General features: G+C 45.5%; 15 protein-coding genes. 8 read left to right on the top strand and 7 right to left on the bottom strand.

Translation table 11 applies throughout. From position 1 onward, the window contains the following. Positions 1–2: 2 nt before the first annotated feature. On the bottom strand, positions 3–572 hold the full coding sequence (locus H735_RS21820; protein WP_009707129.1) for a PilZ domain-containing protein: 570 nt from the start codon (positions 570–572) through the stop codon (positions 3–5). Positions 573–836: 264 nt separating this feature from the next. On the opposite strand from H735_RS21820, the gene lolC reads away from it, so the two are divergent. The 3 genes from lolC to lolE are packed head-to-tail and all read left to right on the top strand — an operon-like array spanning position 837 to position 3,992. Beyond that, on the top strand, positions 837–2,045 hold the full coding sequence (lolC, locus tag H735_RS21815; RefSeq protein ID WP_027726602.1) for a lipoprotein-releasing ABC transporter permease subunit LolC: 1,209 nt from the start codon (positions 837–839) through the stop codon (positions 2,043–2,045). Then, entirely contained in the window at positions 2,038–2,745 is a 708-nt protein-coding gene (gene lolD / locus H735_RS21810; RefSeq protein WP_005437497.1) for a lipoprotein-releasing ABC transporter ATP-binding protein LolD, read from the top strand. The genes lolC and lolD overlap by 8 nt, the downstream gene beginning before the upstream one ends. A 2-nt stretch (positions 2,746–2,747) precedes the next feature. Then, entirely contained in the window at positions 2,748–3,992 is a 1,245-nt protein-coding gene (gene lolE / locus H735_RS21805; RefSeq protein ID WP_027726601.1) for a lipoprotein-releasing ABC transporter permease subunit LolE, read from the top strand. Positions 3,993–4,160: 168 nt separating this feature from the next. On the opposite strand, the gene H735_RS21800 is transcribed toward lolE, so the two are convergent. After that, positions 4,161–4,670 carry a DUF2062 domain-containing protein gene (locus H735_RS21800; RefSeq protein WP_009707126.1) on the bottom strand — a complete coding sequence of 170 codons (510 nt, stop codon included), beginning with the start codon at positions 4,668–4,670 and terminating at the stop codon, positions 4,161–4,163. 8 nt (positions 4,671–4,678) lie between these two features. On the opposite strand from H735_RS21800, the gene H735_RS21795 reads away from it, so the two are divergent. From H735_RS21795 to kdsB, 5 genes are read left to right on the top strand one after another with little or no spacing between them, the layout of a single operon-like run. After that, a complete protein-coding gene (locus H735_RS21795) occupies positions 4,679–6,937 on the top strand; it encodes a DNA internalization-related competence protein ComEC/Rec2 (RefSeq protein ID WP_020195030.1) in 2,259 nt (752 codons plus the stop codon). A gap of 31 nt (positions 6,938–6,968) precedes the next feature. Next, on the top strand, positions 6,969–8,720 hold the full coding sequence (gene msbA, locus H735_RS21790) for a lipid A ABC transporter ATP-binding protein/permease MsbA (protein WP_020195029.1): 1,752 nt from the start codon (positions 6,969–6,971) through the stop codon (positions 8,718–8,720). Between the two features lie 5 nt (positions 8,721–8,725). After that, the gene (gene lpxK, locus H735_RS21785) at positions 8,726–9,733 is read left to right on the top strand and encodes a tetraacyldisaccharide 4'-kinase (RefSeq protein WP_020195028.1); all 1,008 of its coding nucleotides are present in this window, start codon (positions 8,726–8,728) and stop codon (positions 9,731–9,733) included. Continuing rightward, positions 9,714–9,893, top strand: a complete 180-nt coding sequence (locus H735_RS21780) for a Trm112 family protein (protein ID WP_005431692.1) — start codon at positions 9,714–9,716, stop codon at positions 9,891–9,893. Before lpxK ends, H735_RS21780 begins: the two co-directional genes overlap by 20 nt. Further along, complete coding sequence (gene kdsB, locus H735_RS21775) at positions 9,893–10,651, top strand: 3-deoxy-manno-octulosonate cytidylyltransferase (protein WP_020195027.1); 759 nt, start codon at positions 9,893–9,895, stop codon at positions 10,649–10,651. Before H735_RS21780 ends, kdsB begins: the two co-directional genes overlap by 1 nt. Positions 10,652–10,731: 80 nt before the next feature. On the opposite strand, the gene H735_RS21770 is transcribed toward kdsB, so the two are convergent. The 5 genes from H735_RS21770 to H735_RS21750 all read right to left on the bottom strand — a co-directional run bounded on the left by H735_RS21770 (position 10,732) and on the right by H735_RS21750 (position 17,368). Continuing rightward, positions 10,732–12,291, bottom strand: a complete 1,560-nt coding sequence (locus tag H735_RS21770) for a SpoVR family protein (RefSeq protein WP_020195026.1) — start codon at positions 12,289–12,291, stop codon at positions 10,732–10,734. 11 nt (positions 12,292–12,302) lie between these two features. Then, positions 12,303–13,574: a YeaH/YhbH family protein gene (locus tag H735_RS21765; RefSeq protein WP_009707120.1), complete on the bottom strand. Its 1,272-nt coding sequence runs from the start codon at positions 13,572–13,574 to the stop codon at positions 12,303–12,305. 45 nt (positions 13,575–13,619) lie between these two features. Next, the gene (locus tag H735_RS21760; RefSeq protein WP_005437480.1) at positions 13,620–15,554 is read right to left on the bottom strand and encodes a PrkA family serine protein kinase; all 1,935 of its coding nucleotides are present in this window, start codon (positions 15,552–15,554) and stop codon (positions 13,620–13,622) included. 489 nt (positions 15,555–16,043) lie between these two features. Then, positions 16,044–16,544, bottom strand: a complete 501-nt coding sequence (locus H735_RS21755; RefSeq protein WP_020195025.1) for a YfbU family protein — start codon at positions 16,542–16,544, stop codon at positions 16,044–16,046. Positions 16,545–16,702: 158 nt separating this feature from the next. Further along, the gene (locus H735_RS21750; protein WP_020195024.1) at positions 16,703–17,368 is read right to left on the bottom strand and encodes an energy-coupling factor ABC transporter permease; all 666 of its coding nucleotides are present in this window, start codon (positions 17,366–17,368) and stop codon (positions 16,703–16,705) included. Positions 17,369–17,485: the final 117 nt, after the last annotated feature.

Below are 17,485 nucleotides of genomic sequence, written 5' to 3'. Positions count from 1 at the left end.
AATTATTTGTTATCTCGCTCTAGTGAGCGCTGACGGAGTAATTTTTGCTGTTGGTATAGCGCGGCTTTGATTAATAAATCTTGGTCAGCTTCTCTAAGTAATTTGTACTTGAGTGTGATCACATAGCCTTGCTCGGTAGATTCGCATTCTACTATCTGAGCGTAGCAGTAAATTGCTGCAGCTGGATGATCTAAGAAGAGTTTTACGCGAACCAGTTTCCCCGTTTCTACTTCAGAATCACTGCGATAGCTCAACTGACTAGCGCCGAATTGAGTCGTTTGAAAACGTAATTTGGCATCATCTTGTTGAGAAAGCATAAAACTCAGTAGCAGGTTTAATTTTGAGTTCTGTGTATCCAGCAAATAGATGACGTGTTTGAGCTCTTTACTTTGCAGCTCGAGTCTTGCGTTATCAGCCAACATATCGAGATGACTGAATTCACTCGCGACAATGAAAGGTGCCGGGATTTCTGATACAAAAGTCTCTTCATCTGGCAGAGCAAAGCCCGTCTCTAACGTTTCGACGTTGATCGTCAGATTGTGGTGTACGGTGAAGTATTCTTGCTCTGTCATAATTTGGTCCTTTTCTGCCAACGAGCGCTCTCATTTCATTGAAGAATGAGTAGGATAGGGCAATGATTATCGCTAATCAGTTTAAGTTATCAAGTTTACCTGTTTTTCTGGCTGAACTTTTTGCTGTAAATAGGGACTTATTGCATGTCGTTGACAAATTTGGCGATTATCTTGTCTTCTTCATAGTAAGAGTAAGGTAAGATAACGAATATTAATTAGCTAAGTAATAGCTCCATTATTAAAAAACCAGTTGGTTTGCCTTATATGTATCATCCTATCTCTCTGTTTATCGGCTTGAGGTATCTTCGGGGACGCTCCGGAGATAGGTTCAGTCGATTTGTTTCTTATATGTCGACAGCGGGTATCACGATCGGTGTGATGGCGTTAGTGACCGTACTTTCCGTTATGAATGGCTTTGAAGCCCAGCTTAAAGAACGTATTTTAGGTGTGCTTCCTCATGCGGTCGTTTCGCAACATGATGGTAAAACACCTATCAGTGAAAATGCCCCTCAGTTCATTCAAGATATGTCGACAAGCGCGAAACCGGAACCTATCGTTCGTGGTGAAGCGGTGATTCAAAGCTCTGCTCAGTTGACGGCTGGCTACCTAATTGGTATTGAACCTAAATTGGGCGATCCTATCTCTAATCACCTTATTGCTGGCCGCTTATCGTCACTAAAAGCGGGTGAGTATAAAGTTTTTCTTGGTCACAGCTTAGCGCGCTCCCTGAAAGTTTCTATGGGTGACAAAGTGCGTTTGATGGTGACCAATGCCACCCAATTTACGCCTCTAGGACGTATTCCAAGTCAACGTAACTTCACTGTTGCGGGCATTTTTAATACCGGCTCTGATGTCGACGGTCAGCTCATGATCGTTAACATGACGGATGCTTCAAAGCTGATGCGTTTGCCGAAAGACACCGTTTCGGGTTGGCGCGTGTATTTCTCTGACCCGTTTATGGTGACTGAATTTGCAGATAAACCATTGCCGGACGATTGGAAATGGAGTGATTGGCGTGAGCAACGTGGTGAGCTTTTCCAAGCGGTAAAAATGGAAAAGAACATGATGGGCTTGATGCTAGGTCTGATTGTTGGCGTTGCGGCGTTTAACATTATCTCTGCTTTGATCATGGTGGTGATGGAGAAGCAATCAGAAGTCGCGATTCTCAAAACCCAAGGGATGAAGCAATCTCAAGTGATGGCGATTTTCATGGTGCAAGGTGCAAGTAGCGGTGTGATTGGCGCGATTGTTGGCGGTGCTGTCGGTGTGGCTTTATCGCTCAACCTCAATGCGCTTCTGGAAGCCGCAGGCGTTGCCTTGTTCAGCTTCGGTGGCCATCTGCCAATCGTGATTGATTCATTCCAAATTTTATTAGTGGTAGTGCTGGCGATTGCTCTGAGTCTAGCTGCAACTGTTTACCCGTCTTACCGAGCATCTTCTGTTAAACCTGCTGAGGCACTTCGCTATGAATAAGCTATTAGAATGTCGTGATATTCGTAAAGTCTACCGAGAAGGCTCGCTAGATACTGAAGTGCTGAAAGGCGTGAGTTTTGATATCGACAAAGGGGAATTGGTTTCTATTGTTGGCTCATCAGGCTCAGGTAAAAGTACGTTACTTCATATTCTTGGCGCCTTGGATGATGCGACAGAAGGTGAAGTCGATTTTCTAGGGCAGGACTTGTCGGCGTTAAGCTCGAATAAGCAAGCGGCATTACGTAATAAACACCTTGGTTTTGTGTATCAGTTCCACCATTTGCTGGCTGACTTCACAGCGGTAGAGAACGTAGCAATGCCTTTGTTGATCGGCGGAACAAAGGTCTCTGAAGCGAAAGAAGCCGCACAAGCATTGCTGGAAAAAGTGGGTTTAGGTCATCGTATGGATCACCGTCCATCTGAACTGTCTGGTGGTGAGCGCCAACGTGTTGCTATTGCAAGAGCATTGGTGAATAAACCTGATCTGGTATTAGCAGATGAGCCAACGGGTAACCTCGACCATAACACGGCACTTGCAATTTATGATTTGATGCGTGAGTTAAACCAAGAGTCGAACATTGCCTTTTTAGTCGTGACTCATGATAACGAGTTAGCGGCGAAAATGGACCGTCAAATGCATATGCAAGATGGCTTGCTGGTGGATCGCTTTATCACTGAAACAGCGGTTGCGGAGGGCTAATTTTGTTTTCATCTTTAGCATTGATGATCGGTGGCCGTTTCAGTCGCGCTAAAAAGCGTAACAAGATGGTGTCGTTCATTTCACTTTCTTCAACCATTGGTATTGCTGTCGGCGTCGCAGTGATCATCATTGGTCTTTCTGCTATGAATGGCTTTGAACGTGAGTTGCAATCACGAGTGCTGTCGGTTATCCCGCACGGTGAATTGGAAGGGGTGAATGGCCCGCTGCACAATTACACCAAAACCATGAATCAAGCGCTAAACCACGAACACGTCGTTGCGGCAGCGCCTTATGTTCGGTTTACGGGTTTGGCCGAAAAAGGCACCAAGTTAAAAGCTATAGAGGTTCGAGGTGTCGATCCTGCTTTTGAACAGGCCGTCTCAAGCATGTCTGAATTCATTGACCCAGAAGCTTGGCAAAACTTCTATCCAGGTCAAAAGCAAGTGATTTTGGGCCGCGGTGTCGCGAATGAACTGAACGTTGATGTGGGTGACTACATTACATTGATGATTCCACAAACAGGCAGCACCAATAAAGTTCAAGCACCGAAGCGTGTTCGAGTTAAGGTCGCAGGCTTTTTAACGCTAAATGGCCAAATCGATCATTCGCTCGCTCTAGTCCCATTGAAGGATGCTCAAGCGTATGCGCGCTTGGGTGATGGTGTCACCGGGATTTCCCTTAAAACCGATGATGTGCTGAACGCCCCTTCGATTGTGAGAGAAGTTGGTAATCTGATTGATGTGTATGTGTATCTAAAAAGCTGGCAACAACAGTTTGGCTTCTTGTATCGCGATATCCAGTTAGTCCGCACGATAATGTACTTGGTAATGGTACTAGTGATTGGTGTGGCGAGCTTCAATATTGTTTCGACGTTAATGATGGCGGTAAAAGACCGCGCCGCAGAAATCGCGATTCTTCGAACCATGGGTGCGAAAGATGGGCTGATTAAGCGCATTTTCGTTTGGCAAGGTGTGTTCTCAGGGGTATTCGGCAGTATTGCTGGCAGTATTGTCGGTGTGTTTGTCGCATTAAACTTAACACCAATCATCAAAGCCTTAGAGAGCTTGATAGGGCACCAGTTCTTATCAGGGGACATTTACTTTGTCGACTTCCTGCCATCACAACTGCATTGGCCAGATGTTGCTTTGGTATCAAGCACGGCGATTATCTTGAGCTTGCTTGCGACTTGGTACCCAGCTTCTAGAGCTGCGAAGCTTAATCCCGCTGCAGTTTTGAGCTCGAAATAACAAGCCAAATAAACGAAACACAAAAAATAAAGGACCGAATTTCGGTCCTTTATTTTTAAGTCTGTACTGGCTCAGTATTTTTCATACCTAGGCTACATCTTCTTTCATTTCAAACGTTAACTCTTTTCCAATCAACGCGCTGTAACCTGCCATTTTTTCAATAAGTACTTATCGTATTTTGCGTTTTTGCCAACTTCTCACTACTGAATAGCGCCAGAGTCCGCGAATTCCGAAGTAGCCAATGATTGCCGAAGCAACACCACAAATCGCGCAGCCCAACAAGAACGGAGGTCCAATGGTGTTCATTTGCTGCATGATGAATTCCCACGACAACTCAAAGTGGAAAGGTTGTGGTGGTACATGCATCACCAGTGCGCCAAGTTTGTACGCAAAGTAGAACAACACTGGCATGGTGATTGGGTTACTGATCCAAACAAGGGCAACAGAGAGAGGCAAGTTTACGCCAAGCATGATGGCTAGACCTGCAGCCATGATCATCTGACTCGGAAGCGGAACAAACGCCATAAACAGACCAACAGCAAAAGCACCAGATGCAGAGCGACGATTTAAACACCACAGATTCGGGTTGTATAAAACGTTGCCGAAGACCTTCAGTGCTTTTTGGCGTTTGATCATTTCATGATCTGGCATGAAGCGTTTAATCAGCTTTCTAGGCATAGGACGACATGACTCTCTTAGAAAAAAGTTTGACCTTGGCGTTATTTGTAGCAAGCGTTATCTCGTCTGCGTGGTGGCCGACGATGCCAGATTGGCGATGGTTGCTGCTGGGAATAATTGCCATTGGCTCGATAATCAAATTACGGCGTGGCTTATTGAGCATAGGCGCAATTTGGGGCTTTATGGTTGTCATTATCCACGGCAATGTTATGGAGCATCAAAGACAAGCCCTGTTTCAAGCAGGGGTGAATATTACCATAAATGGTAAAGTTGACAGCCCTTTTACGCAAATAAGTCACGGATATGAAGGAATTGCGCAGATCAATCAGGTTAATTCTCAAAAGCTGTTACCTTTTCTTAAACCAAAAATCCGATTGATAACCGCACTCCCTCTGACTGTTAACAGCGAATTCACTACTCAAGTCACGATGAAACCCATTTTGGGTCTGAAGAATGAAGCTGGGTATGATGCAGAGAAACAAGCCGCTGGAAAAGGTATCGTTGCAAGAGCGGTAGTCATTTCTGATGCGACGTGGGTAATTCGCACACAAACTTCTATACGTCAGCAAATCATCGCGACCACCAAAGAACATATCTCAGAGCTTGAACATTTTCCTTTGATCAGTGCGCTCGCCTTTAGTGACCGCTCATTGCTTACTCAATCAGATTGGGATGCTCTGAGAGACAGCGGCTTACTGCATTTGGTCTCGATATCCGGTTTGCACATAGGCATGGCTTTTGCGTTTGGAATGAGTGTCGGACTTGTTGTTAGGTATGGGCTGCCTAACTACGCCTTCCTCCCGCCATTATTTGGACTGATCACTGCTCTTGCTTATGCATGGTTAGCCAATTTCTCTTTACCTACAACTCGTGCGTTTTCTGTCTGCGCCATTTATTTGTTGCTGAAATTTAGCTTGGTTTATTGGAGCCCATGGCGTGTGCTTTTACTTGCGGTTTCGATTCAGCTTTGCTTAGAGCCGTTTGCTCCTCTAAATATGAGCTTTTGGTTGTCTTACCTTTCTGTTGTTGCGGTATTGTTTGCGGTTAATGTCGTACAACAGGCTCAAGGGCATTGGATTGCTAAGTTAACAGCACTACTGAAAGTACAGTTAGTACTTACTATGTTGATTGTTCCCATCAGTGGTGTGTTTTTCTCAGGAACCAGTTTGTCCTCCATTGTTTATAACCTCATTTTTATTCCTTGGTTTGGTTTCATTGTCGTTCCTTTGATGTTTATCGCGCTCATTGCTACTCCTTTGTCTGACGATATCGCTGCTCTGCTGTGGCAATGTTTGGATTGGGTGCTTTTGCCCCTTAGTTGGTCATTGCAGTTCGCTGAAGGCAGTTGGTATTCAATGAGTCTTGAGATGACGCTACTGGTTATTGCGATAACTTGCGCTTTCATCGGGGCGAGATTTCTAACCAAAGGGGTGATGGCTATTTTGCTGCTTGTTATTGTTTCTGCTGCACTGTTTCATGAACGTCAATTTGGACGTTGGCGTATCGATGTGTTGGATGTAGGGCATGGTCTGGCCGTTTTGATAGAGAAGGAGGGGGAGGTTCTTCTTTATGATACTGGGAAAGCGTGGAACACGGGCAGTATCGCTCAGCAGGTTGTTTCGCCCGTTTTACATCGCAGAGGCTTTCGTTCTATCGATGTATTGATTGTGAGTCACGCAGACTCAGACCATGCTGGTGGTCGAGACTACATAGAGCAACATTTTTCTCCAAAAACAAAATTCAGCAGTCAGCAATACTTTGATTACCAACCATGTATTGCAGGAGAGAAATGGACTTGGCAGGCGCTTAAATTTGAAGTGCTGTGGCCGCCTAAGCAGGTAAACCGTGCTTACAATCCTCATTCGTGTGTTATTCGAGTCGTCGATACAGAATCTGATTTTAAACTGCTTCTGACGGGAGACATCGAAGCCATCAGCGAGTGGATACTGGTTCGTGAACCCGACAAGCTAGAGAGTGATGTGTTGCTTGTGCCTCATCATGGCAGCAAAAGTTCATCCAACCCTAAGTTTGTAAAAGCGGTTTCTCCCCAACTTGCTATCGCGTCTTTAGCTAAAGCCAATCAGTGGGGAATGCCTGCAGACAAGGTCATTCATGCTTATGAGAATGCAAACGCACACTGGTTGGATACGGGGACAAGCGGTCAAGTGTCGGTGTTCATAGATCAAGACAATTGGCATTTTGAAACCAAACGTAGCGAGACAATTGAGCCTTGGTATAGGCAGATGCTGCGTAAGGGAGTAGAATAAGAGTCTTAATGTAAGAAAATGAAGCACTTCTATGTCGATAAATACTGATGAAACGACCTGGCAGACGTTTAAGCGTCTATGGCAATTTATTCGCCTTTATAAGTCGGGCATTATCGTTGCCGTCATTGCGTTAGTCATTAATGCACTTTCAGATACCTATATGATTTCTTTGCTAAAACCGCTTCTTGATGAAGGTTTTGGTAATGCGGAATCTGATTTTCTACGCACGCTTCCACTGATTGTTTTCGCCATGATGTTCATTCGTGGTGTGAGCGGATTTGTTTCCACTTACTGCTTAAGCTGGGTATCCGGCAATGTGGTAATGCAAATTCGTCGAATGGTGTTCAACCACTTTATGCACATGCCTGTGTCTTACTTTGACAAAGAAAAAACAGGTAACTTGCTATCCCGTATTACTTACGATTCAGAACAAGTCTCTGCCGCAACAAGCCAAGCGTTGGTAAGTATTGTACGTGAAGGTGCGAGCATCATCGGTCTTCTTGTATTGATGTTCTACAACAGCTGGCAGCTTTCTTTGGTTCTATTTGCTGTTGCACCAGTTGTTGCTTGGGGTATTGGTATCGTTTCTAAGCGATTCCGCAAGATCTCTAAGAACATGCAAACCATGATGGGTCATGTGACGGCATCTGCTGAACAAATGCTGAAAGGTCACAAAGTCGTACTAAGCTACGGCGGTCAAGATATCGAAGGCAAACGTTTCGAAAAAGTCAGCAACCAAATGCGTCAACAAAGCATGAAGTTGGTGACAGCTCAAGCAGCAGCAAACCCAATCATTCAAATGATCGCGTCTATCGCAATTGTTGTGGTTCTGTACCTAGCAAGTATCGACTCAATCAAAGATCAATTAACGCCGGGTACTTTTACCGTTGTGTTCTCTGCAATGTTTGGTTTGATGCGTCCGCTTAAAGCGCTGACCAACGTAACGTCACAGTTCCAACGTGGTATGGCAGCAAGCCAAACCTTGTTCGCACTAGTAGATCTAGAGCCAGAGAAGAATGAAGGTAAGTTCACTGTAGAGCGCGCAAATGGCGACGTTGCAGTGAAGGAAGTTAGCTTTACCTACGAAGGTGCAGAGAAACCGGCACTTGAGAACGTGAGCTTTGATATTCCAAGAGGCAAGACGGTCGCTCTTGTTGGTCGTTCAGGTTCAGGTAAGAGTACCATCGCGAACTTATTCAACCGCTTCTACGATGTAAGCAGCGGTTCGATTACGCTTGATGGTCACGATATTCGCGATTACGAGCTGAAAAACTTACGTGAGCAGTTCGCGCTTGTTTCGCAAAACGTGCATTTGTTTAACGATACTATTGCAAACAACATTGCTTACGCGACAGAGGATCAATACACACGTGAAGACATCGAACGTGCCGCTAAACTTGCTCACGTCACTGAGTTCGTCAGCAAGATGGAAGACGGCCTTGATACGATGATTGGTGAGAATGGCGCGAGCCTATCCGGCGGTCAACGTCAACGTGTAGCTATTGCTCGTGCACTTCTTCGTGATGCCCCTGTTTTGGTTCTTGATGAAGCGACATCAGCTCTGGATACGGAATCTGAGCGTGCTATTCAATCGGCACTGGATGAACTGCAAAAAGATAAGACGGTACTAGTGATCGCTCACCGACTATCGACTATCGAGAATGCAGATGAAATTCTAGTGGTAGATGAAGGCTCTATCGTTGAACGTGGTAACCACGCTGAGTTGATTGCCAAGAAAGACGGCGCGTACGCTCAACTTCATCGAATCCAATTTGGTGCCTAAGAACTGTGGTTGAAAAAATCTGGTTCGAAAACCATCCCCTCAAATACCTGCTGTGGCCGCTTTTGTGGCCACTGAGCTTGTTGTTTGGTGCGATCAGTAAATCTAAGCGTCAACAATATCAATCAGGTAAAAAACAAGCTTACAAAGCACCAGTGCCTGTAGTCGTGGTGGGTAACATTACGGCTGGGGGCAATGGTAAAACACCAGTTGTTGTTTGGCTGGTGGAGCAATTACAACAGCTTGGTTACAAACCAGGGGTTGTGTCTCGTGGTTATGGGGCGAAAGCGCCGCAGTATCCGCTTGTTTTGGGTGACAATACACCAGCAAAACACTGTGGTGACGAGCCGAAGCTGATTTATCGCCGTACTGGTGCGCCTGTCGCTGTAGATCCGGTCCGTGCCAATGCGGTGACAGCATTGCTTGAAACTGGCGTTGACATCATTATTACTGACGATGGCCTCCAGCATTACGCTCTAGAGCGAGATATCGAGTTTGTTATCGTTGATGGTAATCGCCGCTTTGGCAATGAAAGCCTTATTCCACTTGGCCCACTACGTGAAGGGGTAGAGCGTCTTGCTGAAGTCGACTTTATCATCACTAATGGTGGTGAAGCTCAGCATGGCGAAATGCCAATGTCTTTAGCTCCATCAAAGGCGATCAACCTGAAGACCAAGCAACAGGTCGAGGTCAGTGAATTACGTGATCTCGTTGCATTTGCGGGAATTGGGCATCCACCACGATTTTTTAATACACTTAACGCAATGAATGCGGATGTCAAAGTGACGAAAGGCTTTGCCGATCATCAAGACTTTGATCAGCAAGAATTACACGCATTGGCTCAACAAGGGGCGAATGTGATTATGACAGAAAAGGATGCCGTCAAATGCGACAGTTATGCGCAAGACAATTGGTGGTATCTGCCCGTTTCTGCTCAGTTTGAATCTAACGATGCAGAGCGAATTTTAAATCGAATAAAAGAGGTTAAAGCGACTTATGGATCACCGTCTGCTTGAGATTGTAGCTTGCCCTGTATGCAAAGGTAAGCTGACGTACGATAAAGATAATCAAGAGTTGATCTGCAAACTGGATCGCCTTGCTTACCCAATCAAAGAAGGTATTCCTGTTCTGCTTGAGCCAGAAGCACGAACCATGAGCATGGAAGAGGGACGCTAATGTCTTTTATTGTTGTTATTCCTGCGCGTTACGCGTCGAGCCGCTTACCGGGTAAACCGTTGGCAGACATTGGTGGTAAACCAATGATCCAATGGGTTTATGAGCAAGCGTTACAAGCGGGCGCTGAAGACGTGATTATTGCGACTGACGATGAGCGCGTATCAGCGGCAGCAGAGCAGTTTGGTGGCAAGGTTTGTATGACCTCGCCAAACCACGAGTCTGGCACTGAGCGACTAGCGGAAGTGGTAGAAAAAATGGCAATCCCTGCAGACCACATTGTGGTGAACGTTCAGGGTGATGAACCATTGATTCCGCCGTCTATTATTCGCCAAGTAGCTGACAACCTAGCAGGTTGCGATGCACCAATGGCAACGCTTGCGGTTGAGGTTGAATCGGAAGAAGAAGTCTTCAACCCGAATGCGGTGAAAGTGGTTGCGGACGAGCGTGGTTACGCCATGTACTTTAGTCGTGCAACGATTCCTTGGGATCGTGACAACTTTGCCAAGCAAGACAAAACCGTCGCGAATCCATTGATGCGTCACATCGGCATCTACGCTTACCGTGCTGGCTTCATCAATACTTATGTGAATTGGCAGCCAAGCGCACTTGAGCAAATCGAGTGTCTGGAGCAACTTCGCGTGCTTTGGTACGGTGAAAAGATTCATGTTGAAGTGGCAAAAGAAGCGCCAGCAGCAGGTGTGGATACACCAGAAGATTTAGAAGCAGTACGCGCCATTGTCGCGAGCCAAGCACAATAAGTGAGTATTGATTTTAGAATTAGAAAGGCTCCTCATTGAGGAGCCTTTTTGTATCTAAGATAGTTCGGACGCTGTATCAGCTATATATTGGTGTCGTACTGATTGCGTTTCGGACATGTTGAGAGAATTTCTCTGTGTCCGGTATCTTTCACTTCTTCAAGAATCACATCAAAACCCCATAGGCGGTAAACGTGTTTCAAGACTTCTTCATAACTGTTATCCAAAGGAATGCGATTATGAGGAACATACTGAAGCGTTAACGAACGGTCGCCTCGCACATCCACGTTAAACACCTGAATGTTCGGCTCTAGATTTGCCAAGTTATATTGCGCTGCTAACGTTTCACGAATACGTCGGTAACCCATTTCATCATGAATGGCTGCAACTTCGACAAAGTTCTTACGATCATCATCGTTGATGGCAAACAACTTGAAATCACGCATGAGCTTCGGTGACAAGTATTGGCTAATAAAGCTCTCGTCTTTGAAGTTATGCATAGCAAAGTGAACCGCATCTAGCCAGTCTGTTCCTGCTAACTCAGGGAACCACTCTTTGTCCTCATCCGTTGGATCTTCACAGATGCGTTTGATGTCGCGGAACATCGCAAAGCCAAGCGCATACGGGTTAATGCCGCTAAAGTAAGGGCTATTGTAAGGAGGTTGTGCAACCACGCTTGTGTGACTGTGCAGAAACTCGAGAATGAATTTCTCAGACACTAAACCTTCATCGTAAAGGTGATTCAGGATGGTGTAGTGCCAGAAGGTTGCCCAGCCTTCGTTCATGACTTGAGTTTGCTTCTGAGGATAGAAGTATTGGCTTACCTTACGCACGATACGCACAATCTCGCGCTGCCATGGCTCAAGCAGAGGAGCATGTTTTTCAAAGAAGTAGAGCAGGTTCTCTTGTGGCTCGCTCGGGAAGCGCACTTTGATGTCTTCTTCTTTGGTTTTCGATTGTGGAACCGTTCGCCATAGTTCGTTCACTTGCGATTGCAGGTAAGCTTCACGCTCTTCCTGGCGGGCTTTTTCCTCGTTAATGGAAATCTTCTCAGGGCGCTTGTAACGGTCCACACCGAAGTTCATTAAGGCATGGCAAGAGTCGAGTAGTTGTTCGACTTCGTGTACGCCATAGCGCTCCTCACATTCCGCAATGTAGTTCTTCGCAAACAAGAGATAGTCAATGATCGAGCTGGCGTCGGTCCAAGTTTGGAACAGATAATTGCCCTTGAAGAACGAGTTGTGTCCATAACAGGCGTGAGCAATAACCAGCGCTTGCATGGTGATGGTGTTCTCTTCCATCAAGTAAGCGATACATGGGTTTGAGTTGATCACGATTTCGTAAGCCAAGCCCATTTGACCATGCTTATAGTTCTGCTCCGTTTGGATGAACTTTTTACCAAATGACCAGTGGTTGTAGTTGATGGGCATACCGATACTTGAGTATGCATCCATCATTTGCTCTGAGGTGATGACCTCAATTTGGTTAGGGTAGGTGTCGAGACGATAATGCTCCGCCACACGCTTGATTTCTTTGTGGTAACGCTCCAGCAATTCGAATGTCCAATCTGGACCATCTGGAAGCATATTTTCTCTGCGCTTCTTCGAGGCTTCCCCCGAAAGGTTTGTCGTTGCGGTATTCATCGCTAGCCTCCTTACGCCGTTTCTTTTTGGAATAGTTCACGGAAGACTGGGAAGATATCCTCCACGGAGCGGATGTTTTTCATGGCGAAGTTTGGAAACGATTCGCTCAGTTTCTCATACTCGTGCCACAGTGTTTGGTGTGAGCGACGCGTGATCTCAATGTATGAATAGTACTGGCAGTTAGGCAGTAGCTTATTGACGAGTAACTCACGACAGCGAGGCGAGTCGTCAGCCCAGTTGTCACCATCGGATGCCTGTGCTGCGTAGATGTTCCATTGACCCACAGGGTAACGGTCTTGAACGATTTCATTCATCAACTTCAGTGCGCTCGAAACAATCGTGCCGCCCGTTTCTTGCGAATAGAAGAACTCATGTTCATCCACTTCTTTCGCTTGGGTATGGTGACGAATGAAGACCACTTCCACGTTCTCGTACGTACGCGTTAAGAACAGGTAAAGCAGTACATAGAAGCGTTTTGCAATGTCTTTGGTGGCTTGGTCCATAGAACCAGATACATCCATTAGACAAAACATGACCGCTTGGCTTGAAGGCACAGGGCGTTTCTCATAGTTCTTGAAACGTAAGTCGAAGGTATCAATGAAGGGCACGCTTTCGATTTTCTTGCGTAGCTCTTCTATTTCCTTCTTCAGACGATTTTCTTCGAGCTGTTGAGCGGGCTCGATGTTTTTGATGCGAGTAAGTTCATCCTCTAACTCGTTTAGAAGACGCTTCTTACCTGCTGTCATTGCGGTGCGTCGTGCCAAAGATTGCTGTAGCGAACGGACGACAGCAATGTTGGATGGAATACCCGCTGTTTGATAACCCGCACGGTGGGTTTTCCATTCTGTGATTTTGGCAATTTGGTTCTTCTCAAGATTCGGTAGCTCTAAATCTTCAAACAAGATATCGAGGTACTCATCTTTTGAAATTTGGAAAACGAACTCATCTTGGCCTTCACCGTCAGGGCTGGCATTGCCTTCACCAGCACCGCCACCTTGGCCGCCACCTTTCGGGCGTTCGATCTTATCACCAGTGATAAATTGGTCGTTACCAGGGTGCACGCGGTCACGCACGCCCCCTTTACCCTGATGAAACATAGGTTCGTTGATGTCTTTGTGCGGTATAGCGACGTCTTCGCCCGTTTCCGTGTTCGTGATCGAGCGTCGATTCACTGCGTCAGCTACCGACTCTTTAATCTGCTCTTTATGGCGTTTCAAGAAGCGCTGTCGATTAACAGCGCTCTTGTTTTTGCCATTGAGCCTTCGGTCTATAAATTGCGCCATGAAATAGCCCTCTTCATGTTTCACAAGCGACCTAACTCAAACTGGTTAGGATGACTTACGTACTCGTAGGTACCACTCAGAAAGTAGGCGAACCTGTTTCTCGGTATAGCCTTTTTCCATCATGCGAGCGACAAAGTCGTCGTGTTTCTTCTGATCTTCAGAAGAGGTTTTCGCATTGAACGAGATAACCGGAAGTAGCTCTTCGGTATTGGAGAACATTTTCTTCTCGATTACCGTGCGCAGTTTTTCGTAGCTGGTCCAAACTGGGTTCTGACCATTGTTATTGGCTTTCGCACGAAGCACAAAGTTGACGATTTCGTTTCGGAAATCTTTCGGGTTAGAGATGCCTGCTGTTTTCTCGATCTTCTCTAGCTCAGCGTTGAGAGAAGCGCGATCGAACAGTTGGCCTGTTTCTGGGTCACGATACTCTTGGTCTTGAATCCAGAAGTCTGCGTATGTGACGTAGCGGTCGAAGATGTTTTGACCGTACTCAGAGTAAGACTCTAGGTAAGCAGTCTGAACTTCTTTACCAATGAACTCGACATAACGAGGCACTAGGTAACCTTTCAAGAACTCAAGGTATTTTTCTGCCACTTCAGAAGGGAACTGTTCACGTTCCACTTGTTGTTCAATCACATAGAATAGGTGAACTGGGTTTGCAGCCACTTCGGTTTGGTCGAAGTTGAATACGCGAGACAGGATCTTGAACGCAAAACGTGTTGATAGGCCATTCATACCTTCGTCAACGCCGGCGTAATCGCGGTACTCTTGGTAACTCTTAGCTTTCGGATCGGTGTCTTTCAGGGTTTCACCGTCATACACGCGCATCTTCGAGAAAATGGACGAGTTTTCAGGCTCTTTGAGTCGTGAAAGAATACTGAATTGTGCCAGAGTTTCGAGTGTACTAGGTGAACAAGGCGCTTTAGACAGTTCACTGTTTTCAAGCAGTTTCTGGTAGATCTTCACTTCTTCCGATACACGTAGACAGTAAGGTACTTTCACTATGTATACACGGTCCAAGAACGCTTCGTTGTTCTTGTTATTACGGAAGGTTTGCCACTCAGATTCGTTCGAGTGAGCCAAAATCATACCGTCGAATGGAATCGCCGATAGACCTTCAGTACCGTTAAAGTTACCTTCTTGAGTTGCCGTTAAGAGTGGGTGTAGCACCTTGATTGGCGCTTTAAACATCTCAACGAATTCCATCAAGCCTTGGTTCGCTTTACACAGTGCACCAGAGTAGCTGTAGGCATCTGGGTCGTCTTGTGAGAAATGCTCAAGTTGGCGGATATCGACTTTACCAACCAGCGATGAAATATCTTGGTTGTTTTCATCACCTGGTTCAGTTTTCGCGATACCGACTTGATCCAAGATAGATGGACGAACTTTCAGTACTTTAAATTTGGTAATATCACCACCAAATTCATGCAGACGTTTTGCTGCCCACGGTGACATGATCGAGCGTAGGTAACGATGTTCGATGCCGTATTCTTTCTTCAAGATCTCGCCGTCTTCTGTCGGATTGAATAGACAGAATGGATGGTCGTTTACTGGGCTTCGTTCACCGTTTGCGCTCAATACATAAACGGGCATTTTTTCCATCAATGCTTTTAGCTTCTCGGCAAGCGATGATTTACCACCACCCACAGGGCCGAGTAAGTACAGAATTTGTTTGCGCTCTTCCAAACCTTGCGCAGCATGCTTGAGATAAGAAACAATCTGTTCGATCGCATCTTCCATGCCATAGAAGTCTTTGAAGGTTTCATATCGTGAGATAACTCGGTTTGAGAAGATACGGCTCAATCTTGGGTCTTGAGCAGTATCAATGACTTCCGGCTCTCCGATAGCCATCAGTAGTCGTTCTGCCGCGTTGGCATAAGCGCTTTTGTCATCCTTACACAGGGCCAAAAACTCCTGTAACGACATCTCTTCATCTTTTGCAGCTTCATATCTTGATTGATAGTGGTCGAAAATACTCATGTCGCTTTCCCCTTTAACTAGTCAGTCTACCGACGAACGTTGACGCAGGCTTATCCATCCTTGATATGCCCTTCGTTGTATGAACTTATACGTCCTGTTATCTCGTTTGGTTTGTACTGAATGCAAGCTAGACAACACCAAAGACTTTGCTTTATGGACATTTTTTCACTGCAACGGAGAACGATGGATAGGTACCTTTCAATCACTCCCTTTCTCATTCTAAGCCTAGTCGGGGATTTCCAATTTTGCTTAACAATTATGAATTTATTGCAAAAGTGACATTTGAATCACTGTTTGAAGAGAGAAAAATTTGTGCTGTGAATAGGAGGTTAAGAAATCAGATATTTGGCTTTGAATCACGGGAATGAGTGATTCGTACGTAAGCAAGGGGAAAGATAGGCAAAAGTGCGTTGACAGGAATGAGGTTAATTGTGACAGGGCAAAAGAAAAAAGGAGAGCCTTTGCCCTCCTTTTCAAATACTTGCTGTGTTATGCACTAAAGATTTGCGCTAACTCGTTCGCACATAGATGGTACTGACGAGGGCAGTTGCGCCATGTTTTTAGCATGCGACGGTATTTCTCTAGCGTTGGCATTTGGCTGTTAAAGTGGTGGTCTGCTTTATCAAATTGAGGGTAAAGACCTTCTGAATCCACTAGGAAGCGCACGTAATGCACTTGCTGTGCTTCTGTTGCGATGTCGAAGCCAAGGAACTGAAGGCGACGCTGATCAACTTTACTACGCTCTTCATCATCCAGCATTTTGTTGGATTCTTGCATAGCATGGTACATCTCCATGATGTCGATAATTTCACGACATTCTGTTTCAGTGATGCAGCCAAAATCTTTGTTCAACTCGCGCATTTGCAGCTCGTAACCACGTTCTACGATAGTTTGTAGACGCTTGTATTTTGCCGCATTGTTAGGGTCAAGTTGAGACATTAGGTTGTACTGGTTTGATAGGATCAAACGTTGAGCGTTTGACATTTCCATGATGACCTCACTAAATAATCTAATACATTTTTAATGTGCTTAGGTTAACGTTTCGGACGAAGGTGAAACATGATCTCAACACATATTTAATATGAAAAATGGCAAGAATTGTCGAATTTAGCCAGTTTACAAACACCGTGTTAATGGGTGATGACAGCTTATTTATGGTAGTGATTGTATATATAGTCTAGGTCTGAAAATACTCGCAACCATTCTGGTTTGAATACGGTCAATACGGCTAGAGACATCCCATTGAGTAGGCCTTCAGGGAAGGCGAGTAGCGGAACGAAAACAAAGTAATTGTGTTGGATAGTTTGCCAGTCGTAATGACCCACAGAAAGATGATAAAACGAGTTGATGAGTAAATGCAGGCTGCCGGTGAATGCTCCATTGAAGAACCCTGCCACAAAAATGAAAACAAAAATGTTACGTGGAAGGTAACGGTAGCTGAGCAAAAAAATTAGGTAGCTGATGAGTATTGGCACTAGTGCTGAAAGCACCCATGCTGAAGGTAGCATCGACAGTGGAATACCATGCAGCAAATGGTTGACGAGCATAGCTGGGATACTAAGTAGAAACGCGATTCGCCAGCCATACATCATGGTCAGTGTTGTTAACGCAAGAAAGTGAATCTGAAGGCCATCTTTCACACCAGCCTGTGCAGACCACAAAATACAGAGCAGAAAGAGTGTGGCGAAGACCAAGTGTTGGAAAGGTTTCTCTTGTGTCATCTTAGGCCACACGACTTTGCGCCAATCTGGCAAGCAATAAGCGATGAATACCCAACCAACGATGATGATCGAGACAAAATTAAACCAATCCATGTGCACTATCCCAACTCTGATTCCTGCGAGTTTACTTCTTGTTTACTACCTTGATATACGTCCGATACGGCTTTAACAGGGCATCGAAAGTGGTAGTTTGTTTGGTGTATTAGGCAA

It is taken from the genome of Vibrio owensii CAIM 1854 = LMG 25443 (genome assembly GCF_000817815.1).
Taxonomy (GTDB): Bacteria; Pseudomonadota; Gammaproteobacteria; order Enterobacterales; family Vibrionaceae; genus Vibrio; species Vibrio owensii.
Note: the sequence above shows the minus strand (reverse complement) of the source record. Positions and strands in the feature narration are given on the sequence as shown.

Bases quoted from the DNA above. Each gene is read 5' to 3' on its own strand.
- H735_RS21765 (WP_009707120.1), bottom strand. From the start codon at position 13,574: ATGGCGCAATTTATAGACCGAAGGCTCAATGGCAAAAACAAGAGCGCT.
- H735_RS21820 (WP_009707129.1), bottom strand. From the start codon at position 572: ATGACAGAGCAAGAATACTTCACCGTACACCACAATCTGACGATCAAC.
- lolD (WP_005437497.1), top strand. From the start codon at position 2,038: ATGAATAAGCTATTAGAATGTCGTGATATTCGTAAAGTCTACCGAGAA.
- kdsB (WP_020195027.1), top strand. From the start codon at position 9,893: ATGTCTTTTATTGTTGTTATTCCTGCGCGTTACGCGTCGAGCCGCTTA.
- H735_RS21800 (WP_009707126.1), bottom strand. From the start codon at position 4,670: ATGCCTAGAAAGCTGATTAAACGCTTCATGCCAGATCATGAAATGATC.
- H735_RS21780 (WP_005431692.1), top strand. From the start codon at position 9,714: ATGGATCACCGTCTGCTTGAGATTGTAGCTTGCCCTGTATGCAAAGGT.
- H735_RS21795 (WP_020195030.1), top strand. From the start codon at position 4,679: ATGACTCTCTTAGAAAAAAGTTTGACCTTGGCGTTATTTGTAGCAAGC.
- H735_RS21760 (WP_005437480.1), bottom strand. From the start codon at position 15,554: ATGAGTATTTTCGACCACTATCAATCAAGATATGAAGCTGCAAAAGAT.
- H735_RS21770 (WP_020195026.1), bottom strand. From the start codon at position 12,291: ATGAATACCGCAACGACAAACCTTTCGGGGGAAGCCTCGAAGAAGCGC.
- lolC (WP_027726602.1), top strand. From the start codon at position 837: ATGTATCATCCTATCTCTCTGTTTATCGGCTTGAGGTATCTTCGGGGA.
- H735_RS21755 (WP_020195025.1), bottom strand. From the start codon at position 16,544: ATGGAAATGTCAAACGCTCAACGTTTGATCCTATCAAACCAGTACAAC.
- msbA (WP_020195029.1), top strand. From the start codon at position 6,969: ATGTCGATAAATACTGATGAAACGACCTGGCAGACGTTTAAGCGTCTA.
- H735_RS21750 (WP_020195024.1), bottom strand. From the start codon at position 17,368: ATGGATTGGTTTAATTTTGTCTCGATCATCATCGTTGGTTGGGTATTC.